This window comes from Streptomyces sp. NPDC020958 (assembly GCF_055562175.1).
In genome coordinates this window covers 1-24120 of the sequence record NZ_JBVHFU010000023.1, presented here as the reverse complement: position 1 = coordinate 24120, position 24120 = coordinate 1, and the positions used below count along the sequence as shown (strand labels likewise).

Annotated in this window: 21 protein-coding genes and 1 tRNA gene; 12 read left to right on the top strand and 10 right to left on the bottom strand. The window is 71.9% G+C overall.

Translation table 11 applies throughout. The features are described from left to right. Positions 1–21: 21 nt before the first annotated feature. Positions 22–2604, top strand: a complete 2583-nt coding sequence (locus tag ACZ3KP_RS38205) for a phosphoribosyltransferase (protein ID WP_467505424.1) — start codon at positions 22–24, stop codon at positions 2602–2604. Then, a complete protein-coding gene (locus ACZ3KP_RS38200; protein WP_467505423.1) occupies positions 2604–3416 on the top strand; it encodes an HAD family hydrolase in 813 nt (270 codons plus the stop codon). The genes ACZ3KP_RS38205 and ACZ3KP_RS38200 overlap by 1 nt, the downstream gene beginning before the upstream one ends. Here ACZ3KP_RS38200 and ACZ3KP_RS38195 read toward each other — a convergent pair. Further along, entirely contained in the window at positions 3413–3619 is a 207-nt protein-coding gene (locus tag ACZ3KP_RS38195; protein ID WP_467505422.1) for an FmdB family zinc ribbon protein, read from the bottom strand. The two genes, ACZ3KP_RS38200 and ACZ3KP_RS38195, sit on opposite strands and share 4 nt — an antisense overlap. Positions 3620–4239: 620 nt before the next feature. Here ACZ3KP_RS38195 and ACZ3KP_RS38190 point away from each other — a divergent pair. The 3 genes from ACZ3KP_RS38190 (at position 4240) to ACZ3KP_RS38180 (ending at position 8989) form a co-directional block, all read left to right on the top strand. Next, positions 4240–6342, top strand: a complete 2103-nt coding sequence (locus ACZ3KP_RS38190; RefSeq protein ID WP_467505522.1) for a transglycosylase domain-containing protein — start codon at positions 4240–4242, stop codon at positions 6340–6342. A 49-nt stretch (positions 6343–6391) separates the two neighbouring features. After that, the gene (locus tag ACZ3KP_RS38185) at positions 6392–7690 is read left to right on the top strand and encodes a polysaccharide deacetylase family protein (protein ID WP_467505420.1); all 1299 of its coding nucleotides are present in this window, start codon (positions 6392–6394) and stop codon (positions 7688–7690) included. A 126-nt stretch (positions 7691–7816) separates the two neighbouring features. After that, complete coding sequence (locus ACZ3KP_RS38180) at positions 7817–8989, top strand: amidase domain-containing protein (RefSeq protein WP_358970754.1); 1173 nt, start codon at positions 7817–7819, stop codon at positions 8987–8989. Here the strand turns inward: ACZ3KP_RS38180 and ACZ3KP_RS38175 are convergent. Both ACZ3KP_RS38175 and ACZ3KP_RS38170 read right to left on the bottom strand, forming a co-directional pair. Beyond that, positions 8977–9528: a DUF4383 domain-containing protein gene (locus ACZ3KP_RS38175; protein WP_467505418.1), complete on the bottom strand. Its 552-nt coding sequence runs from the start codon at positions 9526–9528 to the stop codon at positions 8977–8979. The genes ACZ3KP_RS38180 and ACZ3KP_RS38175 overlap by 13 nt on opposite strands. 98 nt (positions 9529–9626) lie before the next feature. Next, a complete protein-coding gene (locus ACZ3KP_RS38170) occupies positions 9627–11039 on the bottom strand; it encodes a hypothetical protein (protein ID WP_467505417.1) in 1413 nt (470 codons plus the stop codon). A gap of 492 nt (positions 11040–11531) precedes the next feature. Between ACZ3KP_RS38170 and ACZ3KP_RS38165 the strand changes: the two genes are divergently transcribed. Together ACZ3KP_RS38165 and ACZ3KP_RS38160 are read left to right on the top strand one after the other, a co-directional pair. Further along, complete coding sequence (locus ACZ3KP_RS38165; protein WP_467505415.1) at positions 11532–12845, top strand: nuclease/transposase family protein; 1314 nt, start codon at positions 11532–11534, stop codon at positions 12843–12845. Positions 12846–12923: 78 nt separating this feature from the next. Next, positions 12924–12995: transfer RNA gene (locus tag ACZ3KP_RS38160), tRNA-Val, on the top strand. A gap of 47 nt (positions 12996–13042) precedes the next feature. Here the strand turns inward: ACZ3KP_RS38160 and ACZ3KP_RS38155 are convergent. The 3 genes from ACZ3KP_RS38155 to ACZ3KP_RS38145 form a co-directional block, all read right to left on the bottom strand. Further along, positions 13043–13372: a hypothetical protein gene (locus tag ACZ3KP_RS38155; protein ID WP_132886559.1), complete on the bottom strand. Its 330-nt coding sequence runs from the start codon at positions 13370–13372 to the stop codon at positions 13043–13045. A 51-nt stretch (positions 13373–13423) separates the two neighbouring features. Then, positions 13424–14074 (bottom strand): hypothetical protein, encoded by a 651-nt coding sequence (locus tag ACZ3KP_RS38150; RefSeq protein ID WP_467505413.1) that lies wholly within the window; start codon positions 14072–14074, stop codon positions 13424–13426. Positions 14075–14214: 140 nt separating this feature from the next. Then, a complete protein-coding gene (locus ACZ3KP_RS38145) occupies positions 14215–16152 on the bottom strand; it encodes an SMI1/KNR4 family protein (protein WP_467505412.1) in 1938 nt (645 codons plus the stop codon). Between the two features lie 133 nt (positions 16153–16285). On the opposite strand from ACZ3KP_RS38145, the gene trpF reads away from it, so the two are divergent. Continuing rightward, on the top strand, positions 16286–16849 hold the full coding sequence (trpF, locus tag ACZ3KP_RS38140) for a phosphoribosylanthranilate isomerase (protein WP_467505411.1): 564 nt from the start codon (positions 16286–16288) through the stop codon (positions 16847–16849). 321 nt (positions 16850–17170) lie between these two features. Then, on the top strand, positions 17171–17716 hold the full coding sequence (locus ACZ3KP_RS38135; RefSeq protein ID WP_467505409.1) for a GNAT family N-acetyltransferase: 546 nt from the start codon (positions 17171–17173) through the stop codon (positions 17714–17716). A 21-nt stretch (positions 17717–17737) separates the two neighbouring features. Here ACZ3KP_RS38135 and ACZ3KP_RS38130 read toward each other — a convergent pair whose 3' ends face one another. Beyond that, positions 17738–18724 carry a ketopantoate reductase family protein gene (locus ACZ3KP_RS38130; RefSeq protein ID WP_467505407.1) on the bottom strand — a complete coding sequence of 329 codons (987 nt, stop codon included), beginning with the start codon at positions 18722–18724 and terminating at the stop codon, positions 17738–17740. A 91-nt stretch (positions 18725–18815) separates the two neighbouring features. Here ACZ3KP_RS38130 and ACZ3KP_RS38125 point away from each other — a divergent pair, with 91 nt between their 5' ends. Next, positions 18816–19040: a DUF2277 domain-containing protein gene (locus ACZ3KP_RS38125; protein WP_467505405.1), complete on the top strand. Its 225-nt coding sequence runs from the start codon at positions 18816–18818 to the stop codon at positions 19038–19040. Positions 19041–19056: 16 nt separating this feature from the next. Here ACZ3KP_RS38125 and ACZ3KP_RS38120 read toward each other — a convergent pair whose 3' ends face one another. From ACZ3KP_RS38120 to ACZ3KP_RS38110, 3 genes are all read right to left on the bottom strand, one after another. Beyond that, the gene (locus ACZ3KP_RS38120; RefSeq protein ID WP_467505403.1) at positions 19057–19674 is read right to left on the bottom strand and encodes a DedA family protein; all 618 of its coding nucleotides are present in this window, start codon (positions 19672–19674) and stop codon (positions 19057–19059) included. 135 nt (positions 19675–19809) lie between these two features. Then, the gene (locus ACZ3KP_RS38115; RefSeq protein WP_467505402.1) at positions 19810–21432 is read right to left on the bottom strand and encodes an alkaline phosphatase D family protein; all 1623 of its coding nucleotides are present in this window, start codon (positions 21430–21432) and stop codon (positions 19810–19812) included. A gap of 64 nt (positions 21433–21496) precedes the next feature. Next, entirely contained in the window at positions 21497–22150 is a 654-nt protein-coding gene (locus tag ACZ3KP_RS38110; protein ID WP_467505400.1) for an HNH endonuclease family protein, read from the bottom strand. A gap of 416 nt (positions 22151–22566) precedes the next feature. Here ACZ3KP_RS38110 and ACZ3KP_RS38105 point away from each other — a divergent pair, with 416 nt between their 5' ends. Continuing rightward, positions 22567–23148, top strand: coding sequence for a TMEM165/GDT1 family protein (locus ACZ3KP_RS38105; protein WP_132886550.1), 582 nt, complete (start codon positions 22567–22569; stop codon positions 23146–23148). 224 nt (positions 23149–23372) lie between these two features. Next, positions 23373–24029, top strand: coding sequence for an HAD-IA family hydrolase (locus tag ACZ3KP_RS38100; RefSeq protein WP_467505398.1), 657 nt, complete (start codon positions 23373–23375; stop codon positions 24027–24029). Positions 24030–24120 lie beyond the last annotated feature (91 nt).

The following is a 24120-nucleotide window of genomic DNA, read 5'->3' as shown; positions in this document are numbered from 1 at the left end:
AGGGGACGACACAGGGAACGCATGAACATCTCAGCGAACAACGGGGTCTGGTCCGGCAGCTGGGTCGCGGAGCGGCTCGGCGTCGAGCTGGTGGGCGACGACGGGCTGCGGGCCCTGCTGGGCCTCGCCCTGCGCCGCAACCCGAAGCGGGCCCACCTGCTGGTCTCCCACGTCCTCGGCAAGCACGTCCCCCAGTCGCCGTCCGTCGTGTACGGCCACGGGTTCGGCCTGGGCCGAAGGGTGCGCGAGCTGCTTGGCGAGCGGGAGGCGGCGCGGTCGGTCGTGCTCGGCTACGCCGAGACCGCCACGGGGCTGGGGCACTCGGTGGCCGACGGGATCGGGCTCGCGCCGTACCTGCACTCCACGCGGCGGCCGGTTGTCGGGGTGGCCCCCGCGGGCGGCTTCGAGGAGTCCCACTCCCACGCCACGTCGCACCTGCTGCTGCCGGAGAACCCCGCGCTGCTCGCCGCCGACGGGCCGCTGGTCCTGGTCGACGACGAGTTCTCCACCGGCAACACGGTCCTGAACACGATCCGCGACCTGCATGCCCGTTATCTGCGGAAACGTTACGTCGTGGTGGCTCTGGTGGATATGCGGTCGGCGGCGGACGCGGGCCGGCTGGCGGCGTTCGCCGAGGAGATCGGCGCGCGGGTGGACCTGGTGGCGGCGGCGTCGGGGACGGTGCGGCTGCCCGAGGGTGTGCTGGAAAAGGGACAGGAACTGGTGGCGCGGTACGAAGGGGGTGCGGCGACATCTGATCTGCCGGGTGCGGGTGCGCCGGGGCTGAGCGCGCAGTTCCCCGCGCCCCTTCAGGGCGCGCTGCCGAGCGCCCCGTCAGGGGCGCGGGGAACTGCGCGACCAGCCCCCACCCACCCGCACGCGACCGACAACCGCACCACCCCCCACCCCCCGCACCCCACCCGCGTCGACCTGCACTGGCCCCCGGGCCTCCCCGACGGCGGGCGGCACGGTTTCACCCCCGGCCACCGGACACGCCTGGAGTCGGCCCTCCCGCTCATGGCGGCGAGGCTCGCCGAAGCCCTGCCCCCCGACGCCCGCCGCGTGCTGACGCTCGGCTTCGAGGAGCTGATGTACACGCCCCTCCGGGTCGCCCGCGAGCTGGAGGCCCTCGTCACCGCCGAGGTGCGGTACTCCACCACCACCCGGTCACCCGTCCTGGCCGTCGACGACCCCGGCTACGCCATCCGCAGCCGCCTCGTCTTCCCGGCCCACGACAACCCCGCCGACGGCCCCGGCGAGCGCTACGCGTACAACGTCGCGGGCGCCGGCTTCGACGCCGTCGTCCTCTTCGTCGACTCCACCGGCGACACCCCCGAACTGCACGCCCCCGACGGCCTGCTGGCCCGCCTCGGCGCGCATGTCCCGCACGTCCTGCTCGCGGTTGTACCGTCGTACGTCCCCGCGCTGTCCGAAGAGAGCCCCGCCATGCTGCCCGAGCCCCTCCGCGGCCCCGCCTTCTCCTCCTACGCGCCCGACGACGTCGGCTGGCTGCTCCAGGACCTCTCGGACGTCACGCTGGAGGCGCCCACCGAGGAACGCGAGGAGGCCATCCAGAGCGGCGGTGCGCACTACGCCGAGTCGCTGCCCGTGGAGTACCAGCCGAACGAGCGGTACCAGGCCCTCTTCCACGCGGCCCTGGAGACCTCGGCGGCCAGGATCGCGCAGGCGGTCGGGGTCGTCACCGAGACCGTGCTGGCGGAGCGGTCCCCGCGCCCCGTGCTGGTGTCGCTGGCCCGCGCCGGGACCCCGGTGGGCGTACTGATGCGCCGCTGGGCGCAGTTCCGGTACGGCCTCGACCTGCCGCACTACGCCGTCTCGATCGTGCGCGGCCGCGGCATCGACGCGAACGCCCTGCGCTGGCTGGCCGCCCACCACGACCCGCGGGACGTCGTCTTCGTGGACGGGTGGACCGGCAAGGGCGCCATCACCAGGGAACTGGCCGACGCGATCGAGGAGTTCGAGGAACAGGCCGGTGTCACCGGCTTCGACCCGGAGATCGCGGTGCTCGCCGACCCCGGCTCGTGCGTGCGCACGTACGGCACCCGGGAGGACTTCCTGATCCCCTCCGCGTGCCTCAACTCGACCGTCTCCGGGCTGATCTCGCGGACCGTGCTGCGCGCCGACCTGGTGGGCCCGCACGACTTCCACGGCGCCAAGTTCTACCGCGAACTGGCCGGCGCCGACGTGTCGGTGGCCTTCCTGGACGCGGTCGCCGCGCGTTTCGGCGAGGTCGTGGACGCGGTGGACGCCGCCGTGAAGGAACTGGCCGTCGCCGACCGCACGCCGACCTGGGAGGGCTGGGCGGCCGTCGAGCGGATCAGCGAGGAGTACGGCATCCACGACGTCAACCTCGTCAAGCCGGGCGTCGGCGAGACCACCCGGGTGCTGCTGCGCCGGGTGCCCTGGAAGATCCTGGCGCGGGCCGGGGCGGGCGCCGACCTCGACCACGTGCGGCTGCTCGCGGAGCAGAGAGGGGTGCCCGTCGAGGAGGTCGGCGAACTGCCGTACACCTGTGTCGGGTTGATCCACCCCAAGTACACGCGCGGCGCGACCGGTGCCGACGGCCGGGCGGTGAACCTCTGATGACGGTGCTCGTCGCGAGCGACCTGGATCGTACGCTGATCTACTCCGCGGGCGCCCTGGCGCTGACGGTGCCGGACGCTCGGGCGCCCCGGCTGCTCTGTGTCGAGGTGCACGAGGCCAGGCCGCTGTCGTACCTCACGGAGGCGGCGGCCGGGCTGCTGACCGAGCTGGGGGACGCGGCCGTCTTCGTACCGACGACGACCCGGACCCGCAAGCAGTACCAGCGGATCAACCTGCCGGGGCCCGCGCCCACGTACGCCATCTGCGCCAACGGCGGGCACCTGCTCGTGGACGGGGTGTCCGACGGGGACTGGTACGCGCGCGTGCTGGCCCGGCTGGCCGACGAGTGCGCGCCGCTGGAGGAGGTGCGGGCGTATCTGACGGAGCACGCCGACCCGCTGTGGCTGCGCAAGCACCGGGTCGCCGAGGACCTGTTCGCCTACCTCGTGGTGGAGCGTGAGCTGCTGCCCGAGGAGTGGGTGAAGAACCTGGCCGTGTGGGCGGAGAACCGCGGCTGGACGGTGTCCCTGCAGGGGCGGAAGATCTACGCGGTGCCGAAGCCGCTGACGAAGAGCGCGGCGATGCGGGAGGTGGCCCGCAGGACCGGGGCCGGGCTGACGCTGGCCGCCGGGGACTCGCTGCTCGACGCCGACCTGCTGCTGGCCGCGGACCGCGGCTGGCGCCCCGGCCACGGTGAGCTGGCCGACGCCGGGTGGACGGGACCGGCCATCAGCGCGCTGCCGGAACGGGGCGTGCTCGCCGGGGAACGGATCCTGCGGGAATTCCTGAAGACGGTTCGTACGGAGGGTTAACCGCAGCAGCCGCCGCCGCAACAGCCGCCCTGGGAGGACGCTGCGGGCGCGGACCTGGTCCCGCCGACCGCGACCGCGGACAGGAGCTTTACAGTGTCTTCATGCCCTTCCGGGCAGACTGCCGGAGCCGACGAGTCGGCCATCGGACGGGCGAGTTCGAAGGTGGCGGCGCAGGTGCGGCAGCGGTACTCGTAGCGGGGCATGGGAACAGGCTAACGGCAGTGATGCGGGCGTGACGGGCATCACTACACCTCAGAATTTCATGAGTGTTCCTTTCTGTCCGATACTTGTGCGGAGATTTTGAAAAGATCGCTGATAATTTGAGCTGGCCGCGAGGAGCCGAAAGACCGGGGGAAGAGGGGGGCTCGAAGCGCCGCGCCTGTCGCGGCCTGTCCACCTGACCCGTCTAACCGCGCGCGCAAGACCGAGTGCGAGGGGAGACGCAGTCGTGACGGACGCAACGGAGCGGACGGGCGACCCGGAGAAAGGCCATGACCAGGCCAAGTCCCGGGGGAAGAAGCCGTTCGAGCCGGACGCGACCTTGCATCTGAAGGTCGACGCGCTGCGTGCGGAGCATGCTCTGTGGCAGAAGGGCGACGACGCTCAGCGTGCGCAGGAGGTTGCACGGCAGAAGGCGGAGGCTCTGTGGAACGAGGTGCACGCCCTGCGGGCCGAGGACGGCGACGCCGCGAAGGCCGTGGCGAAGGGCGAGGTGAAGGCCAAGGGCGGCGACGGCGCGGGCGCCCGCCGCAAGAAGCCGGACGTGCCGGTCCATGAAGAGACCCTGCATCTGAAGGTGTCAGCCCTGCGGGCGGACGCCACGATGCAGATCCGGGTGCCCGAACAACCCCGGCCGGAGCCGGTGGCCTCGGCGAGCCGCGCCGAGCGGCGCCGCAGCGCGCGCCTGTCGCCGTGGGAACGGGTGCTGGCGGCGTGGGCGGCCCTCTGGACCCGGGTGGGGCCCAGGCTCGCACCCCTGGCGCCCTACGCGCGCCGGCTGCGGCCGATGTACCCGCGGCCGGGCCGGACCGGCTGGCGGCGCTGGATGCCCTCCTGGCGGCAGTGGCTCGGTGCCTGGCTGGGCGGCATCGGACTGACCGGGATGTTCCTCGTCGTCGCCTACGCGACCACGGACATACCGTCCAACCTCAACAGCTACGCCACCCAGCAGGACAACGTGTACTTCTGGTCCGACGGCACGCCGATGGCCCGGACCGGCTGGGTGCAGCGGCAGGACATGCCGCTCAAGGACATACCCGTGGACGTGCGGTGGGCGGTGCTCGCGGCCGAGAACGAGAGCTTCTACTCGGATCCCGGTATTTCCGTCAGAGGTATAACTCGCGCCCTGTGGCGGACAGTTGGCGAAGGAGACACCGAAGGTGGCTCCACCATTACCCAGCAATATGTGAAGAACGTCTACCTCTCGCAGAACCAGACGGTCAGCCGTAAATTCACCGAAGCCATGATCTCCCTCAAGCTCGACAACAAGATGAGCAAGGACCAGATCCTGGAGGGCTACCTCAACACCAGCTGGTTCGGCCGCGGGACGTACGGCATCCAGCGCGCCGCCCAGGCCTACTACGGCAAGGACGTCAGCAAGCTGAACGCGAGCGAGGCCGCCATGCTCGCCTCACTGCTCAAGGGCGCCGGGCTCTACGACCCGACACTCAGCAAGGCCAACCACAAGCGGGCGGTGGAGCGCTGGTCCTGGATCCTGGACCGGATGGTCAAGATCGGCAAGCTGTCACCGGCCGAGCGGGCCACGTACACGAAGTTCCCCGAGCCGATCGCGACCAACAAGGTGTACGACACCGGCAGCCAGAGCGACTACCTGGTGGAACTGGCCCAGCAGTACGCCAAGAAGTCCGCCCACATCTCGGCCAAGGACTTCGACCTCGGCGGATACCAGATCTACACCACCTTCGACCGCAAGAAGGAAGCCAGCCTCACCAAGGCCGTGACCAAGGCCCGCAAGGCGGCCAAGGACCGCGACCCGAAGCTCGCCGCGGCCGCCCACTACGGCGCCGCCTCGGTCGCCACCGACGGGCGGATCCTCGCCGTCTACGGCGGCCCCGACCACCGTAAACAGGGCTACAACGAGTCCAACGCCGCCACCGTCCAGGCCGGCACCTCCTTCCTGCCCTTCGTCTACGCCGCCGGGCTCCAGAACGGCATCCACAAGGAACGCGGCGCCGCCGTCACCGACGTCCTGCCCGGGACGCTCTACGACGGCGACGACAAGGTCCCCGTCACCACGCTCGACGGGCCGTACTGGGACCGCAGCGGCAAGAAGGTCTTCGCGAAGAACGACGACGGCAAGTCCTACGGGCAGATCAGCCTGGACAAGGCCCTCGCACTGTCCGTGAACACCCCGTTCATGCAACTCGGCATGGACACCGGACTCGACAAGGTGCGCTCCACCGCGATCGCCTCGGGACTGCTCTCCGACACCATCGGCGCGCAGGTCCCGGCCCTCTCCATGGGCAACTCCACCCCCAGCGCGATCCGCATGGCGAGCGGATACGCCACGTTCGCGGCCGGCGGCAACCACACCGAGCCGTACTCCGTCGCCAAGATCACCCGAAACGGCCGCCTGGTCGCCCTGGACACCCCCCGGCCCACCCGCGCGGTCCGCGACGACGTCGCCGAGGACGTCCAGCAGGCACTCACCGAGTCCTTCCGCCTGGCCCACCCGACGACCGCCCTCACCACCCGGGCCGCGGGCAAGGCGGGCACCACCGACGCCACCGGCAAGGACACCGCCTCCTGGTACACGGGCACTTCCTCGAACGTGACGACATCGGTCGTCGTATACCGCATCGACCTGAACAAGTCCCTGGAGCCGCTCCCGCTCCAGGGACTGGCCGGAACAGGCACCGACAACGTCCCGTACACGGTCTGGGCGCGGGCGATGGGCCTTGAATGACCACCGAAGCCCCGAGCCGCTCCCACCACCCGCGCAGAATGAGCCCCGCATGAAGCCCCGTACGAAACCGACAACCGGCGGCCACCGCCGCAAGGCACCCGCCCGTGACCGCCGTCCCGCCCGCCCGGAGTTCATCACGCTGGCCGCGTTCCTGGTCGTCGCCTCCCTCGTCGCGGGCTATCTGGTGCTCAGCAGACAGGACGACACCACCCCCACCGCCGCCGGCACCCGCAAGGCCACCCCGTCGGCCACCCCCTCGCCGAAGTGGGACGGCAAGACCCACGTCCTCGGAGACGGCTCCACGTCGTACACCGGGCCGCAGAAGGACCAGTTGAAGCCCGAGAAGCTCAAGCCGGGTGAGAAACCGCCCCAGTTCGTCGTCTTCTCCTGGGACGGCGCCCTGGAGGGCGACGACCATCTCTTCTCGCACTACCGGGAGATGGCGAAGGAGTACAACGCCCACATGACCTTCTTCCTCACCGGCATCTACCTGCTGCCCAAGAGCAAGAAGGACCTCTACACCGGCCCCATGCACAAGCCCGGCGACGCCGCGATCGACTACGCCACCGACGCCCACATACGCACCACACTGCAACAGCTGCGCGAGGCCTACGAAGAGGGCAACGAGATAGGCACCCACTTCAACGGCCACTTCTGCGAGGCCAAGGGCGGCGGCGACTGGAGCGTCGCCCAGTGGAAGAGCGAGATCGACCAGTTCTACGACTTCGTGGAGAACTGGAAGACCAACACCGGCTTCAAGGACATCCCCGCCCTGCCCTTCGACTTCAAGCAGGAGGTCGTCGGCGGCCGCGCCCCCTGCCTGGAGGGCCAGCCCAACCTGCTCAAGGCCCTCCAGAAGTACGGCTACAACTGGAAGTACGACGCCAGCTCCCCGGGCGACTTCCAGATATGGCCGTCGAAGAAGGACGGCCTGTGGAACTTCCCCCTGGAGATGCTCCCCTACCCGGGCGGCAACTACCAGGGCCTGTCGATGGACTTCAACTTCCTCTACAACCAGTCCAACGGCGAGACCGACGGCGACGCGGCCAAGTACGCCCAGTGGGAGCAGCAGACCGTCGAGTCCTACATGGACGGCTTCAACCGCGTCTACTACGGCAGCCGCGCCCCCCTGTTCATCGGCAACCACTTCGAGAACTGGAACGGCGGCATCTACATGAAGGCCATCGACCAGGTCGTCCCGAAGATATGCACCAAGAAGGGCGTCAAGTGCGTGTCCTTCAAGGAACTCGCCGACTGGATGGACGCCCAGGACCCGGGGACCCTGGCCCGGCTGCGCACCCTCGACCCGGCCCAGGCACCCGCGGACTGGTCCACCATCGTGAAGTGAACGGCCGGTTCAAGTCGGCGCGGCGGCAAGCACATTCCGATCCTGCAACCCCCTTCACAGGGATCACACACGCCGTGCGAAGATGCCGTCGCCCGGTAGGTGTACCGGCGTAGAGGGGAATCACCATTGAAATCCAGAAAACTGAGCCGTAGGCGGAGCCGCGCGGCCATAGTCACGGCGGCGGCCGCGTCGGTCGTCGCCGGCGTCGCCCTCGTGCCCAACTGGAGCGCGGGCGCGGCCGTCGTCGACGACCCCACCGTGAACGCCGCGACCAAGGCGACGTTCCAGAAGCTGGCCGACGCGGTCTTCACCGACCGCACGCAGGCCCTCGTCCACGGTGCCGCCCAGAAGCAGACCACTTCCCGCTTCTCCGGCGACGTCCGCCTCTCCGGCACCCAGACGCGCGACGAGGACAAGGCGCTCAGCCAGCTGCGCGGCCGCCAGAGCAGCATCGCCAAGCTCGGCGAGACGTACAGCGCCGGCAGCACCCAGGTCACGCTCGACGCGACCCGCGTCACCGGCCGCACCGCCAAGGCCGACGTCACCGAGACCACGACCCTGACCTACGCGAAGGCCGCCAAGGGCCAGCCGAAGAACACCGGCTTCCAGGCCCACCACGAGCTGACCTTCAAGGCGGACCGGCAGGGCGTCTGGCAGCTCACCAGGATCCAGGACACCGACGACGGCGGCCTCGCCGTCAACACGCTGTCCAAGCCCTCGGTCAAGGCCCCCGCCACCGGCGACGACGGCAACACCACCCCGGACGCCCCGCGCGCGGCCACCACGCGCAACCCGGTGGCCGTGCCGAAGACGCTGACCGGCGGCACGTACGACTACAAGGCGATGGCCGCCTACGCCGAGAAGTACTGGAACAACTACAACCCGGACTACCCGGACTTCAACAACCACACCGCCGGCGGCGACTGCACCAACTTCGTCAGCCAGTCCCTCAAGGCCGGTGGCTGGAAGCACGTCCCGGGCTACGTGTACGACTACACGAAGTGGTTCGGCAACGCCGACATCCAGTCGGACTCGTTCGTCGGCGTCAACGAGTGGTCCTGGTTCGCCCAGAACTCCAAGCGCACCACCCCGCTCGCCAACGTCTACCAGGCCGAGGTCGGCGACGTCATCCAGATGGACTTCGACCGCGACGGCTCGAAGGACCACACGATGATCGTGACGTACAAGGCCAACGGCATCCCGTACGTCACCTACCACTCGAACAACACCTACCGCAGGTCGTTGGCGAGCCTCATCGCGTCCTACCCGAACGCGTACTACTACGCCTACCGCACCTGATCGTCGGCCGCCCCGGCCGCCGGTGTGGCCCGCTGCTCCGCCTCGGGGTGGCGGGCCCGCCAGTACGGGTTGTCGTGCGGCAGGTTCGTACTGACCCTGCCATACATCCCGAACACCATCAGCACCAGGCCCACCACGAAGCTGAACAGCACGTTCTGGATCCTGAAGGCCAGGAAGTCCGAGTCCGTGCCGAGCAGGCCCAGGAACAGGAAGCCGTTCAGGATGAACAGCACCCCCAGGACCAGGTTCAGCGTCGACGCGAAGTTCCCGCCGATCACCATCCCCACGAACAGCAGCAGCCCGACACAGATCGACAGCACGCTCAGCGCACCGTTCGTGTTCAGGCCGATCGCGGTGTTCCCGCCCGTGTCGAAGAAGCCGATGTTGTCGGTCAGACCGAGGATGCCGAAGGCCAGCAGGAACAGGCCCATCAGACCGGCACCTATCCGGTAGACCCTGTTCAGGCGGTGGTCGACGGGCAGTGCCTCGTCGAACGTGATCCGCCGCCGTGTCCCCGAGCGCGCCGTGTGTGAGGCCATCTCCGCCTCCTGCTCTGGATTACGGGTCGCTCCCCCCAATATCCGCCCCCCGGCGCCGCCCGGCAAACGCCTGCCGGAGGGGGCCGGGCGCCGTGCGGTCAGTGGGCGGCGGTTCCGCGGTCCTCACGGATCTGGGCGACCACCCGCGCGACGGACTGCCGTACCGCCTCCGTCTCCATGAGGAAGCGCCAGTAGTCCGGATGCCGCCCCTCCAGCGCCCCGGCCGCCCGCTCGAGACGCGCCACCGCGTCGTCCAGCGGCCGCGCGTGCCGCGGGTCGGGACTGGTCCGCCCGGCCATCGCCAGCCGCTGCGCGTCCCGGATCGCGAACCGGGTCCGCTCGATCTCCGCCTGCGGATCCTTCTGCACGGCGTTCAGCCGGGACAACCGGTCACCCGCGGCGGAAACGGCCTCGTCCGTACCGTTGAGCAGCGCCCGCACGGTGGACAGCAGCGAGGTCGCGTCCGCCCACCGCTGCGCGTCCCGCGCCGCCTGCGCCTCCCGCAGCCTCACCTCGGCCTGCCGGACGTTCGCCGCGGCCTGCTCGGGCACCTGCTGTAGGTCCTGCCAGCAGGCCGCCGAGAACCGCCGCCGCAGCTCGCTCAGGACCGGGTCCACCTGCCCGGCCCGGGTGGTCAGCGCCTGCGCGCGCGTCCGCAGGCTGACCAGCCGGTGGTCGATCTCGGCCGCCTGCTCGGGCAGCCGCTCGGCCGCGGCCCGGATGGCCTCGGCCTCCCGCTGCACCCGCCCGGCCCGCTCCAGCGTGGCCTGCGCCCCGTGCTGACCGGCGCCCTGGTTCAGCTTCGTCAGCTCGGGCGACAGCGCCGCCAGCCGCGCGGCCAGGTCGTCGGCCCTGAGCTGCGTCGCGCGCACCGCGTCGAGCGCGTTGCTGGCCGCCAGCAGCGCCTGCCGGGCCCGCTCCACGGCGGGCGCGAGCCGCGCCAACTGCGTCTCGGCCTTGCCGAGCAGGGGCCCGAGCGACTCCCCGAACCGGTCCAGCTCCCGCTTGACGCCGACGAGCTCGTCCTTCGCCCTGGTGATCTCCGTGCGCGCCCGTGCCGCGACGGACGCCTCCAGATCGTCCCGGTCCAGGTCGTAGGCGTCGATGGCCTCGATGTACCGGTTGCTCACCTCGTCGATCCGTCGGCCCAGCGCCTCGAAGTCGGAGACGGCCCGGTGGGCGGCCGGCGAGTCGTCGACGGCCGAGATGGTCTCGATCGAGATCCGCAGGTCCCGCTGCGCGGTGTCCAGCTCGTAGAACGCGGCGGCGGCGGCGTCCTTGGCCGCCTGCGCCTCCGCCCGCTGCCCCTCGGCCCGCCCCCCGAACCAGCGCCGGGTCCCGCCGCCGGCGAAGGCGCCCGGCACCACGAGCAGGGCCAGCAGCGGCAGACCGGCCAGAGTGAGCGAGTCCAGGACCGCCCGGGACCGCACGGACCCACCGGAACCCCGGCGCAGCCGGGAGCGCGGGGGAGGCGAGTACGACTGCCCGGGTGTCGCCGTTGTCGCCGTCACTTCCCTCTCCCGTGCCACGGTTCGCCCTGTGTTCGTGCGGTGATGACATTGTCCCACCCGGGGAAGACGAACACACGGGCCGGTCAGTTCACGATCACGGGGGTCAAAGGTTCGCTACTCGCACGAGTGACCATCTGGGAGGAAGCTCGTTGGGGGAGGTGAAGAGATCGTCTCGTCATCGGCAGAGGGGGTGCGGTGCGCCAGATCAGGGCCTCGTTCCTCGTGGCCGCCCCCACGGGCACGACTGTCCGGACGCGGCTCCGGTTGTCCGAGCGGGACGTCGCGGTACTGACCGAGGTCGGTGCACTTCTGGGCTCTCTGGCATCACGGGATCTCGCCGTACGGTCCCGGCAGGGGGCGGAGCCGAGCGCCGGCGCCTGGGCGGACCGAAAGCGCGAGTTGACTGTCTCCTCGTCGGCGAGGTGGGCGGGCAGCATCACCAAGGCCACGCACGACCAGTGGGCACTGGCGCGGCGCGGGCAGGTGGCGGAGATGCGCTGGCTGCGCGCCGAGACCGCCCGCATCGAGGCGCGCCTGGCCAGACCTTTGGGCGCCAAGGCCGAAAAACTGACCGCACTACCGCGCGGATATGCCGACCGGACGGAATGGCACGCCAAGGCTCGCCGTCTGCAGGCGCTCCGCGTTCGTCTGGCGTCCGTGCAGGCTGACTGGGCATCCGGGCGGGTGCGCGTAGTACGCGGTGGCAGGAGACTCGCCCGCCTGTGGAACCGGTTGGACGAGAGCGGGCCGAGCCGGGAGGCCATGAGGCGGCGCTGGAAGGCCGCCCGTATGTTCCTCTCGGCGGACGGGGAGTCCGGCAAGCGGTACGGCAACGAGACCATCCGCGTCACCGACGGCGGACACGTCTCGATCCGGCTTCCGGCTGCTCTGGCCCACCTGGCCAACGCGCCGCACGGCCGGTACGCGCTGGCCTCGACGGTGGCGTTCGGCCACCGGGCCGAGGAGTGGCGAGACCGGATCACCGCGGACCGAGCGGTGGCCTATCGCATTCACTACGACGTCCAACGCGGTCGCTGGTATCTCACCGCCGTCTGGCAGCGAGCGGTGGTCCCCGCACTGTCCCTCCCGGCGGCTCTGGCACGAGGCGTGGTCGCGGTCGACATGAACGAGAATCATCTCGCGGCCTGGTACGTGGACGTGCACGGCAATCCTGTGGGCGAGCCGAGGCGCTTCCCTTATGACCTGTCGGGCGGCGCATCGCATCGTGACGCCCAGATCAGGCACGCGCTGACACAGCTGCTTCACTACGCCCGGCGCCGCGGAGCGGCGTCCATCGCCGTCGAAGACCTCGACTTCACCGACGCCGGAACCCGCGAGAAGCACGGCCGCGCCAAGCATTTCCGTCGGCTCCTGTCCCGTTTCCCCACGACTCGGCTCAGGACGCGGCTGGTGGCGATGGCGGCCGAGCAGAACATCACGGTCGTTGCGGTCGACCCCGCCTACACCAGTCAATGGGGGGCTCAGCACTGGCAGAAGCCTCTCACCACCAGAACTCGTCCAACCACTCGCCACGACGCTGCGGCCTTGGCGATCGGACGACGCGCCCTCGGGCACTCGATCAGGCGACGGAAGGCACCGCCCCGTACCCACCGGAGTGATGGTTACGGGCATCGGACCCTCCAGGCCGAGTCGGAGCCCGGACGGCGTGAGGGACCTCGCCCCCGCCCATCCGGACCGCGGACTCGATCCGTGCCGCCCGGGGGCGGAGCGAACGCGAGGAACCAGCGTGCTCAACACCACTCGGACCACGCGGCTGAGCACGGCGTACTTCCGCTCGGTCCATAGGAATCGCTACGCCTCGCCGGTCCGGGAAACGGAATTGCCGGACGGAGCCCGGGACAATGTAGGCTGTCGACTCGTCCCGGGTGCGTAGCTCAGTGGTAGAGCGCCTGCCTTACAAGCAGGATGTCGGCGGTTCGAAACCGTCCGCGCCCACGTGAACAGAGGACCCCGGCCGATCCGGCCGGGGTCCTCTGTCGTTCTCAGTCCTCCTCGTGCGCGTGCTTGAGGCGGCTTCGGGCGTCCATGCGGTCCGGGGCCGTCACCTCGGCCCAGAAACGGTGGCCGCTGACGAACACCGCGAGCTCGTGTTCGCGTCGGCGCAGCTTCTCCACCTCGGCCTGTTCGTCCTCGGTCCAGCCCGGGGAGGCGGGGCGCTCCACCTTGCGCCAGCCGCCCTCGTCGCTGAATCCGTCCAGGGGCACGACCGACCAGGGGAGCCGCTTCAGCAGGGCCGAGAGCTCGGCCCGGACCTGATGCAGCTCCTCCTGACCGGCGAGGAGGTCACTCGGAAAGTCATAGGTCGCAGCCACACGGCAATGGTACGCCTGTTCGATTTTAGGTGGCGAGTTCGTTCGTGGGGTTCATGCGTTCGAACGGACGGGCCGGGTGCCGCTGCGGTAGACGCAGACGCCGAGCGCCAGCAGCCAGTAACTGAGGAGCGCCCCCATCAGCGCGGTGGTGCCCCAGCCGTTGGCCGCGTAGAAGTGCGCGGGGGTGTTGCCGAAGAACAGGGACGGCACGAAGGCCAGGTTGACGCCCGCCAGGGCGTAGGCGGACCGGCCGGTCCACGGCGGCAGCAGCCGGGTGCGCGAGACGGCGAAGCCCAGCGCGGCCAGGAACAGCGCCAGCATCAGCCGGGAGATCGACCCGTACAGGACGTAGGTGCCGCTGACCGCGACGGTCGGGTCGATCGGGTGGTCGGCGGCGATGACGGCGCCCGCTTCCAGGCCGCTGGAGACCAGCGTGATCGTCACGTAGACCAGTCCCGTGGCGAGGACGAGGGAGCCGGCCCACTCGTAGGCAGGGTCCGCCCGCCGGATGAGTTCCCGCAGGGCGGTCACGCACACCAGCAGGCAGGCGAGGGCGACGATCCCGATCAGCAGCCTGGTCAGGACGTTCGCGTCCGGCGGCGGGCCCGAGTAGACGAAGTACAGGGGTACCTCGACGATGAGGGCGGCCGCGGCGGCGATGCACGAGACGCCGGTCAGGCGCCGCGTGAGGGTTTCGGTCATGGGAGTCCCCCGGTGGGTGGTGAGCGCTTCGCCGGCCCGTTCGCCGACGTTGTGCAGCGTGCCCTCCGCCGGGGGGTGCCGTCGCTGGTCCTGGACACCGGAAACGGGGTGGGCCCAGCACCACCGTTCGACTCCGGTGGCTACGACTGCGTGCCCTGCGGCGCCCCTCCGGGCACGATCCGGACGGTCAGGTAGCCCTCTCCGGGCCCCGGTGGGCGGTTCCAGGGGCGGGTGAGGAGGGTGTGCAGGCGGCCCTGGGTGAGGGCGAAGCGGGGCAGGCGGACGGCGAGGTGCCGCGCGAGGGCTTCGAGGACGTGGCGTTCGGCCCGGCGGAGCCCGTCGTCCCCGGAGAGTGTGCCGGGTGGTGGCAGGAGGAACTCCGGGACCGGGCCGCTGGTGGTGTTCGTGGTGCCGTCGGTGGTGAGGGCGTAGCGTTCCGCGCCGTTCTGGGCGACGGAGAGGTGGAAGACGGCGGGGCGGTGCCCGGTGGAGGGCCGGCTCCACACGGTCACCGTGCGGGCGCCGGTGGCGGCGGAGGCGGCGAGTGCCGGGGAGGTGAAGCGCCGTTCGTCGAAGTGTCCGCTCGGGCGGGACTCGAAGGCGAAGCTCCAGTCGGGGCCCGCCCGGCCTACGGCCATGCGGGCCAGGTCCGCCCAGGGCGCGGAGTCCGGGGCGTCGGCGGGCAGGCGCCATGCCTCCCGGCGGGTCGCCGGGGCGTCGAGGGCGGTGGTTCCGTCGGCGCCGATCAGGGCGGGCAGTTCGGCCGGTGTGACGCCTTCCAGTAGGAGGAAGCGGTACGGGTCACGGGGGCGGCCGGGGTCGCCGTCCGCCGGCCAGGCGAGGCCCGGCGGGTCCAGGTCCGCGGTCGGCGGCGGGGTGTTCCCCGGCTGCCCGGCGCGGGGCGTGGCCAGCAGTTCCCGGCCGCGCTCCGGGGTGATCAGGGGACCGAGGAGCGGGTCGGCGCAGAGACCGACCGGGGCGAGGTGGTCGGCGCTGAGCGGGCGCCACTCGGGCAGCGCGGCGCGCAGGGTGTGCCAGGCGGCGTCGGTCTCGCCCCAGCGGGCCTGCTCGCGGGCGTCCTCGACGGCCCGGCCGAAGGGGCCCTCGGCGGTGTAGCGGTAGGTGCCCTCGCGGAGCTGCCGCAGGATCCCGTCCGCCGTCTCGCGTACCGCGTCGGACGCGCCGGGCAGGGCGTGCGGCGGGAGGTCGCCGTCCCGTCCCGTGCGCACGTGCTCCGCCAGCAGCACCGGCACGACCTCCGGGACGTACACGGGGTCGTCGGCCAGGCCGTGGAAGTACACCATGTACGTCTCGCCGAGCAGCCTGCGGATCTGGTCACGCAGGCCCGTCGCCCGTGGCCGGCCGTAGGAGACCGCCTCCGCCAGCGCCGCCGCGGCCTGTTCGTACCGCCCGCCGAGCGCGTCCAGCCGCGCGGTGCCGACGGCCGCGTCCTGGGCCCGGGTCGTGGCGTTGGCGAACACCGCGCCCGTCCGCTCGGCGCGGCTCACCTCCAGGTGGTGGAACTGCCGGTACATGGCGTCCATGAACATGCGGAAGGACCCGTACCGCGTGGGATTGTCCGCGTGCCAGGGCGCCCAGGTGTAGACGGCCCACTCGCCCGCGTCGTCCACGTCCCCGGGGTCCAGCAGGACGTAGAGGGCGTCCGACTCGACGTCCAGTTGCAGCGCCCGCCCCCACATCCCGGCGAGGAGTTCGTCCTGGGGGGTGGAGTTCTCGTCCAGTTCGCCGGGGAAGTACTCGGACAGCCCGGCCGAGTCCTCGTGCCACCGGGCTCCGTCGGTGCCGGCGAGCAGCCGGACGGAGCCGCCCGCGTGCCGCCAGCCGTCGCTCACCGCGAGGAACGTCCGGTACGACGGCGGCAGCCGGTGCCCGAGCCGCTCCTCCATGGCCCGTATCCGTTCCTCCGGGGCGCCCGGGAAGCCCAGCCCGCGCGTCTGCGACGACTCCTCGTCCCGGGCCGCCGCCTCGTCCTGCGCCACTTCCGCGGCCCGCGCGTCCGTCCACTCCTGGCTCCACCGCGTCAGCAGGGACCGCCAGTCCTCGCTCGTGTCCGTCATGCGGGCGATCCTGCCAGCGGCCACTGACAACACCCCGCCCCGTGGCGCGACTTCCGTGCCGCGGCTCCCGTGATGAGACCCTGGTCGGCACGATCGCGTTCCCGCTCGGCGGGAGAACGGAGCAGGGGACAGGATGAGCGGGCAACGGCCGACGTTCGTGAAGGTGTGCGGACTCACCCGGGAGCAGCAGATCGACTGGGCCGTCGAGCTGGGGTACGACGCGATCGGGATCGTCGTGACCCCGAAGAGCAAGCGCCACTGCCCGCCCGAGCAGGCCGTGCGGCTCGCCCGGTACGCCCGTGGCCGGATCCCCTCCTTCGCCGTGGCCCTGACGTACGCCGAGACGGCGGCCGTCGCCGAGCACTTCGACACCGTCCAGATCTACGAGACCGCCGACATCCCGAACCTCGCCCTCGCCTCCGGCACCCCGCCCGAGCGCCCGGAGGAACTGGAGTACTTCTTCTACGACGCCAGCGCGGGCAGCGGTGTGTTCGCGGACATCCCCGCCTGGGTCGCGGAGCTGCCCGGCAGGGTCGTGATCGCGGGCGGCCTCGACGAGCGCAACGTGGCCGGTGTCGTCGAGGACTTCGCCCCCTACGGGGTGGACGTCTCCAGCAGCGTCGAGACCGCGCCGGGCATCAAGAGCCGCGAGAAGATGGCCGCCTTCCTCACCGCCGCCCGGACGCCGGGGCGGTAGTCCGCCGCGGGCCGCTGCCGGGTCGGCGCACCCAGGGCGGTGCGAGGACGCTGCCGTCGGCGAGCTGAGCGGTGCGCCCGCCCCCGGCTGGTGACCCACCTGTGCGCGGGCCGGAGGGTGGTGTTGGCGGCCGTCGGTTCACCGGGCCGCCACGCGTGCCGCCGGCCGGGCGGCCCGGTCGGCGGCACGCGTGGCGGGAGGTACGGGGCGAGGTGCGCTTCGGGGCGCTCGTCGCCGACCTGACGCGGCTTGCGCCGGTGGGGCCGATTCGCCCTGTCCGGTGAGCCGTTGGCCGATCGGGGGCTGTGTTTCCATACCGGAGTGGACATCGAGAGCTCCGGAAGACCCGACGAGCGGGTGCACCCCCGCGTCCGGCAGCGGGCCGACGCCGATGTCGAGGACTGCGTGCGGGTCCTCGCGGAGGTCCACCGGCTCGACGGCTATCCGGTGAACTGGCCCGCGCAGCCGGGCGCATGGCTGTCCCAGGGCCCCCTGCTGGGCTCCTGGGTCGCCGAACTCGAAGGCCGCCTTGTCGGGCACGTCTGTCTGGCGCGAGGCGGCGAGGGCGATCTGGCCCCGGTGCTGTGGAGCGAGCGGAACGGGACGACGCCGGGCGGGGCCGCCGTGGTCGGCAGGCTGTTCGTCGCCCCGGGGGCCAGGGGGCACGGGATCGGCGCCCTGCTGATCGGCCGGGCGGTGGCGCAAGCGCGGCGGCATCGCCTGCATCCGGTGCTCGACGTCGTCGCGTCCGACACCGCCGCGGCGGCCCTGTACGAGCGGCTGGGGTGGGAGCTGTTGGCCACCGTGGAGCAGCGGTGGAGCCCCCGGCAGACGGTGTCCGTCCACTGTTACGCGGCGCCGCCGTGACGGTCCGTGTCCCTTCGGGTGTCAGCGGGCCGCCTCGCGCAGTTCTCGTACGAGGCGTGCCGTCACCGGCACGGGCACTCCGTGGCGGTCCGCCGCGCGGAGCAACGCCCCGCCGATCGCGTCCAGTTCGAGCGGGCGGCCGGCCTCCGCGTCGCGCTGCATCGAGGACTTGGCGGCGACCGGGAAGGCGTCGTAGCGGGCCAGGGCCTGGGCCGGGTCGACGGGGGCGCCGCAGGCGCGGCTGACCGCGGCCGTCTCCGCGACGAGGGAGGCCAGTTCCTCGCGGTGCCGGGTGCGGGCCTCGCCGAGCGGGAGGCGGTAGCGGGTGGTGAGCAGGGCGAACGGCGCGAGGAACGCCATCTTCGCCCAGAGGGCGGTGGTCTCGTCGTCCAGCACCCGGGTGGCCGGGCCGGCCGCGGTGAGGGCCTCGGCCAGGGCCGTCAGGCGGTCGCGGGGGACCTGGGCGCCGGTCAGGTCGATCTCCGCGAAAGGGCTGGTGTGTTCGATCAGGCCGGGGGCCCGGCGGGTGGACTCGACACGGATCACGGAGGGCGCCACCTGGTCGGGGGAGTAGCGGGCGCGCAGCAGCGCGGGGTGTTCCACGCCGTTGAGGAAGGGCACGAGGAGGGCGCCGCCGAGGGCGGTGGGCGGGATCCGGGTGAGGGCGGCGTCCAGGGCGGTGGCCTTGACGGTGATCAGGCAGGCGTCGACCGGTTCGCGCAGGGCGGTGTCGGCGTCCACGGGGGTGGTGAAGTCGCCGAACACGGTGCTGTGGACGCGCAGTCCGGTGGTGCGGAGGGCGTGGGCCGTGTCCTCGCCGGCCAGGCACAGGACGCGGTGGCCGGCGCGGGCGAGCAGCGCGGCGAGCAGGCCGCCGACACCGCCGGGCCCGAGGACGGCGACGGTGAGCCGGGGCCCGGCGGGCGTGGTCGGCGTGGGTGGCCTGGTCGGCGTGGACGTCGTCGACGGCGTGTTCGGCACACCGGTGGCGTCGGATGCGTTCGTCATGCGTTCGGTCCTCTCGTCGGTCGGCCCCGGAACGGTGGCCGCCTCGGGAAGATCCTCGCAGGAGGACGGGGGGCTGCGGGAGACTGGGGACATGTGCCGGAGTATCAAGACCCTGCGTCCGCCCCAGCTGGCCGAGGAGGCCACGGAGGAGGAGATCCGTGCTGCCGCGTTGCAGTACGTACGGAAGGTGTCCGGGTTCCGGGCGCCGGCCGCGCACAACCGGGAGGCGTTCGAGCGGGCGGTGGACGCGGTGGCGGCGGCCACCGCCGAACTGTTGGGGACACTGGAGGTCCGGGGTCAGACCGCCCGCGGCTGAGCGGGACGCACAGCCCCTAGGCGACCGGGCCGCGTCTTCGCATCAGGTACCCCGCGCCCGCGCCCGCCCCGCACAGCGCCGCCACCGACACCGCCGTCGCCACCCAGGTCGCGCCCAGCCACTGGGCGCCCAGGTAACCGAGGGCGACGCTGTAGACCGCCCAGCTCAGCCCCGCGAGGGCGGACCAGGGGAGGAAGTCGCGGACGCGGCGGTGGGCGGCGCCGGCGCCGAGGGAGACGAGCGATCGGCCGGCCGGCGCGAACCGGGCCAGCACCACCAGCGCGCCACCACCCCGGGCCAGGGCCTCACCGAGACGTTCCTGTGCGCTGCTCAGCCGCCGGGAGCGGGCGATCGCGCGGTCCAGGCGGGCGCCGCCGCGCCAGGCGAGCCGGTAGGCGACGAAGTCACCGAGGACCGAGGCGACGGCCGCGCAGAAGGTCAGCGCCAGGATGTCGGGCACGGCGTGCGGGACCTGTCCGGCGGACGCGCCGGAACCGGCCGCCGCCGCCGTGGCCGCGGTGATGACCAGCACCCCGCTCGGCAGTACCGGCAGGAACACATCAAGCAGCACGGAGAGGGCCACCATGGCGTATATCCATGGTCCGGCCTCCAGTGACCCCATGCTCTCCCACACGACGGTTCCCCCGCTTGATTGCCTGGTGCGCCCCCCGACGACAGCCATACAGCGTACGCGGGGCGGTGACAGAGTGTCCCCAGAGGCGTGAGGGATGCGCAAAGCGTTATCAGTCCGGTGCCGTCCGCGGACGCCTCACTCCGTGAGGACGGACTCCCGTACGGTCGCCAGGGTGCCGTCGCGCCGGGCCCGCTCCAGTCGCAGCCGGGCCGAACGGCCGTGCAGGGTCAGGGTCATGAGCTGGTTGCCGAACCAGGGGCCGCCCTGCTTCCGCCAGTTCACCGGTGGCCGCGGGCAGCGCCCGTGCCGGGTCAGCCGCCGGCCCAGGAAGCGGGCCAGGGCGCTCCAGCCGAACCGGAAGCCGAACCGGATCGTCGGCGGCACCGAGTTGTGGACCGGGGAGCAGGTGAGTTGCAGGACCCGGGAGCCGGGCGCCGTGCCGGTGGGCCAGGCGGGTTCGGCGACGTACGCGTGGTGGACGTCCCCGGAGAGCACGCAGACGGAGGCGGGTGCCACGGGCCCGGAGCCGGTGCGGGCGAACAGGTCGGCCAGCTCGGCGAAGGAGGCGGGGAAGGCCGCCCAGTGCTCCAGATCGGCCGCCCGGCGCAGCCGCTCCCCGAACCGGGCCCAGCGCGGGCCGCGTTCGCCCCGGCACAGGGCCGCGTCCCAGGTCTCCAGGTCGTGTACGAGGTGCGGCAGCAGCCAGGGCAGCGAGGTGCCGACCAGGAGGTGGTCGTACGACTCCCGGTCGGTGAGCGCCTGTTCGCGCAGCCACGCGGCCTCGCCGGGGTGGAGCATGGCGCGGTGCCGCTCGTCGAGGACGCGTGCCGCCCGGGTGTCCACCATCAGCAGCCGCACCCGCCCGAAGTCCCGCCGGTAGCTCCAGCGCACCGCGGCCGGGTCGGCGTCGGCCCCGGCGGCGAAGGCGCGCAGCGCGTCGGTGCCGTCGGGGGAGCCGAGGACGGCGGCGTAGAGGGGGTCGGCGGCCAGGGCGGCCGGGGAGAGGTTGCCGAGGTGCTGGTGCACCCAGTACGACATCAGCCCGCTCAGCAGCCGCTCCTGCCACCAGGGGGTGGCGCGCATGCCGGCCAGCCAGGCGGCGGAGGTGTTCCAGTCGTCGATCAGGTCGTGGTCGTCGAAGACCATGCAGGTGGGCACGGTGGACAGCAGCCAGCGGACCTCGGGGTCCAGCCAGGACTCGTGGTAGAGACGGGTGTACTCCTCGTAGTCCGCGACCTCGGCGCCGGGGGCGTCCGCGAGGTCGCGGCGGGCGCCGAGCCAGCGCCGGGTGGCCGCCGAGGTCTCGTCGGCGTACACCTGGTCGCCCAACAGCAGCAGCACGTCGGGACGTTCGCCGCCGGCGGCGACGCGGGCGGCCAGGCTGTCGAGGGCGTCGGGGCCGACCGGGTCGTCGCCGGCGGCCGGGGGCGCGGCCCAGCGGCAGGAGCCGAAGGTCACCCGCAGGGCCTCGCCGGCGGCCGGTGTGCGGATCAGCGAGGGCGGGAAGCGGGAGTCGGGCGGCGGCCACACCCGGGCGCCGTCGAGCAGGACGTCGTACGACGGCGCGGTCCCCGGGGTCAGCCCGGTGACCGGGACCAGGGCGTAGTGGTGGCCCGCGACCTGGAAGGTGCGCGCGGTGCCGCGGGCGCCGTCGGCGCAGCGCACCTCGGCGGTGCAGGGACGGCTCGTCTCGACCCAGATCGTCGCCGACGAGCCGTCGGTGTACCTCAGCAGCGGTCCCAGGCGCAGTCCGGCCACAGTCCCCTCCTCCGTCGCCCCGTACGGTACGGAACGACGGGGGAGGGCGGGGAGGTTCCGGTGCTCAGCAGGCGGAGAGGTAGCTGGTGAGCGCGCTCTTCTCGGCGGAGTCGACGGACAGGTTGTAGTAGTACTTCACCTGGACCCAGGCGCGGACGTACGTGCAGCGATAGGACGTGAGCGAGGGCATCCACTCGGCCGGGTCCTTGTCGCCCTTGGACTGGTTGACGTTGTCCGTGACGGCGAGCAGCTGGGGGCGGGTGACGTCGTTGGCGAGCGCCTCGCGCTGCGCGGTGGTCCACTTGCTCGCGCCGGAGTCCCAGGCCTCGGCGAGCGGGACGAGGTGGTCGATGTCGACGTCGGAGGCGGCGGTCCAGGTGGCGCCGTCGTAGGGGGAGTACCAGCTGCCGCTGGTGGCGGTGCACGCGGAGTCGGTGACGACGTTCGTGCCGTCGCGCTTGAGGATCCACTCCCGGGTGTTGCAGGTGCCGCTGATGGTGTCCCAGGTCGGGAAGAGGTCGCGGCTGTAGCCGGTGCGGTTCTCGGCGGCGACGGTCAGCGAGGCGAGGTAGCTGCGGGCGGTGGCGGCGCTGACGGGGGTGGGGAGGGCGGCGGAGGCGCTCGGCGGGTCGAAGAGGGCGGCAGAGGCTATGAGTCCGGTAAGAGCCGCGAGTATGCTGACTCGTCGACGCGCGTAGAATTTTGAGCTGCGGGCCATGCGAACTCCCTGGTGGGCGTGGGGTCGTGGAGCGTGGGCGTGGGAATGCTCGCGCCGCCGTGTTGCCGCGGGGTGAGCGTTCGGTAAGAAGTTAGTGACGTGCTCATGACACGACAAGGGGTGCGACCTCACTCACAGGTCCCGGGCTCCGGCCTTGGGGATCGGCCGGAGGGTCGCGTACTGTGGTCGGCGTTGAAGGGGAGTAGCTCTTCGCCGGACCGTCGACATACTGCTCAGCGCGTCTGAGCCGGCGCCCGGAGGCGACCTCGATCAGGGGGGCCGCCAGCGAGACCTTCGGCAAGCAGTGCACGCCCGTGCCGTACGGCACGGGTGACCGTGTGCCCTGCCCTGCCGAGGTGATCGTCTGCGAAGCGCGGTGCTCTCGGTGGGGTGGCGGCCCGACCGATTGAGGACCCTTGATCAGCATCACCGTGACGGCGCTCGTCTTCGGCGTCATCTTCCTCGCCGAACTGCCCGACAAGACCGCGCTCGCCGGTCTCGTCCTGGGCACGCGTTACCGGGCGTCGTACGTCTTCGCAGGCGTCGCCGCCGCCTTCCTGCTGCACGTCGTGCTCGCCGTCGCGGCCGGCAGCGTGCTGACCCTCCTGCCGCAGCAGATCGTGCACGCGATCACCGGCGTGCTCTTCCTCGGCGGCGCGGCCGTGCTGCTGATGAAGAAGGGCGAGGAGGACGAGGAGATCCGCAGGCCCGCCGACCAGTCCTTCTGGAAGGTCGCCGGTACCGGCTTCATGCTCATCCTGGTCGCCGAGTTCGGCGACCTCACGCAGATCATGACGGCGAACCTCGCCGCGCGCTACGACGATCCGCTGTCCGTCGGCCTCGGCGCGGTGCTCGGTCTGTGGGCCGTGGCCGGGCTGGGCATCGTCGGTGGCAAGGCGCTGATGAAGAAGGTGCCGCTGCGGCTGATCACGCAGATCGCCGCCGTGCTGATGCTGGCCCTCGGCGTCTGGAGCCTGTGGGAGGCGGTCGCCGGCTGAGCCGGACGCCGGTCCCGTCGAGCTGAAGAGTCGGTGAACGGTCGGCGAAGGTGGTGGCGGGGAGGCCGCTCTGTTTTGTACCGTGGAGAAACAAAGTGGCTCCCGTCCGTTTTCCCTGACCGGCGGGCGGGGCCGCCTTGTCCCCTGCCCGGCCGTTTCTCCCGGCCCGCCCTCCCGGCCTGTTCTTCCGGCCTGTTTCTCCCGGCCTGTTTAGGAGCTGTTCGATGACGGCCACCGTCCTCACCGCCCGCGCCCTCCTGCTCGACATGGACGGCACCCTCGTCAACTCCGACGCCGTCGTCGAACGCATCTGGCGGAGCTGGTCCGAGCGGCACGGGCTGGACGGCGACGAGGTCATGAAGGTCGTCCACGGGCGGCAGGGGCACGCCTCCATGGCGCTGCTGATGCCGGACCGGCCGGTGCGGGAGAACCTCGCGGACAACGAGCGGATGCTCGCGGAGGAGACGGCCGACACCGACGGTGTGGTGGAGATCCCGGGCGCGGCGGCCTTCCTCGCCTCGCTGGCCGGGCTGCCGCACGCGCTGGTCACCTCGGCGGACGTGCCGCTGGCGACGGCCCGGATGGCCGCCGCCGGGCTGCCGCTGCCCGGGGTGCGGGTCACGGCGGAGTCGGTGGGCGCGAGCAAGCCGGACCCCGAGGGTTTCCTGAAGGGGGCGGCCGAACTGGGCGTGGCCCCGGCGGACTGCGTGGTGTTCGAGGACTCGGCCGCGGGCATCGCGGCGGGGCGCGCGGCGGGGATGCGCGTGGTGGGGGTCGGTCCCCGCGCGGGCGCGCACGGGCCGGACGCGGTGGTGCGGGACCTCACCGAGGTGCGGGTCGAGGCACTGGACGACGGCTCGCTCCGGGTGCGCGTCGGCTAGGGCCTGTTGCGAAAGCCGTAGGCGGCTGGCTCCACGACCCAGACCAGGCTTCCTTGGAGGAGCTGACGGGCCGGGGCCGGCCTGCTGGCAC

Coding starts and splice junctions, on each gene's coding strand:
- ACZ3KP_RS38190 (WP_467505522.1), top strand. CDS start 4,240: ATGCAGATCCGGGTGCCCGAACAACCCCGGCCGGAGCCGGTGGCCTCG.
- ACZ3KP_RS38165 (WP_467505415.1), top strand. CDS start 11,532: ATGCGCTGGCTGCGCGCCGAGACCGCCCGCATCGAGGCGCGCCTGGCC.
- ACZ3KP_RS38130 (WP_467505407.1), bottom strand. CDS start 18,724: ATGACGAACGCATCCGACGCCACCGGTGTGCCGAACACGCCGTCGACG.
- ACZ3KP_RS38185 (WP_467505420.1), top strand. CDS start 6,392: ATGAAGCCCCGTACGAAACCGACAACCGGCGGCCACCGCCGCAAGGCA.
- ACZ3KP_RS38195 (WP_467505422.1), bottom strand. CDS start 3,619: ATGCCCCGCTACGAGTACCGCTGCCGCACCTGCGCCGCCACCTTCGAA.
- ACZ3KP_RS38145 (WP_467505412.1), bottom strand. CDS start 16,152: ATGACGGACACGAGCGAGGACTGGCGGTCCCTGCTGACGCGGTGGAGC.
- ACZ3KP_RS38100 (WP_467505398.1), top strand. CDS start 23,373: ATGACGGCCACCGTCCTCACCGCCCGCGCCCTCCTGCTCGACATGGAC.
- ACZ3KP_RS38175 (WP_467505418.1), bottom strand. CDS start 9,528: ATGGCCTCACACACGGCGCGCTCGGGGACACGGCGGCGGATCACGTTC.
- ACZ3KP_RS38205 (WP_467505424.1), top strand. CDS start 22: ATGAACATCTCAGCGAACAACGGGGTCTGGTCCGGCAGCTGGGTCGCG.
- ACZ3KP_RS38110 (WP_467505400.1), bottom strand. CDS start 22,150: ATGGCCCGCAGCTCAAAATTCTACGCGCGTCGACGAGTCAGCATACTC.
- ACZ3KP_RS38200 (WP_467505423.1), top strand. CDS start 2,604: ATGACGGTGCTCGTCGCGAGCGACCTGGATCGTACGCTGATCTACTCC.
- ACZ3KP_RS38150 (WP_467505413.1), bottom strand. CDS start 14,074: ATGACCGAAACCCTCACGCGGCGCCTGACCGGCGTCTCGTGCATCGCC.
- ACZ3KP_RS38125 (WP_467505405.1), top strand. CDS start 18,816: ATGTGCCGGAGTATCAAGACCCTGCGTCCGCCCCAGCTGGCCGAGGAG.
- trpF (WP_467505411.1), top strand. CDS start 16,286: ATGAGCGGGCAACGGCCGACGTTCGTGAAGGTGTGCGGACTCACCCGG.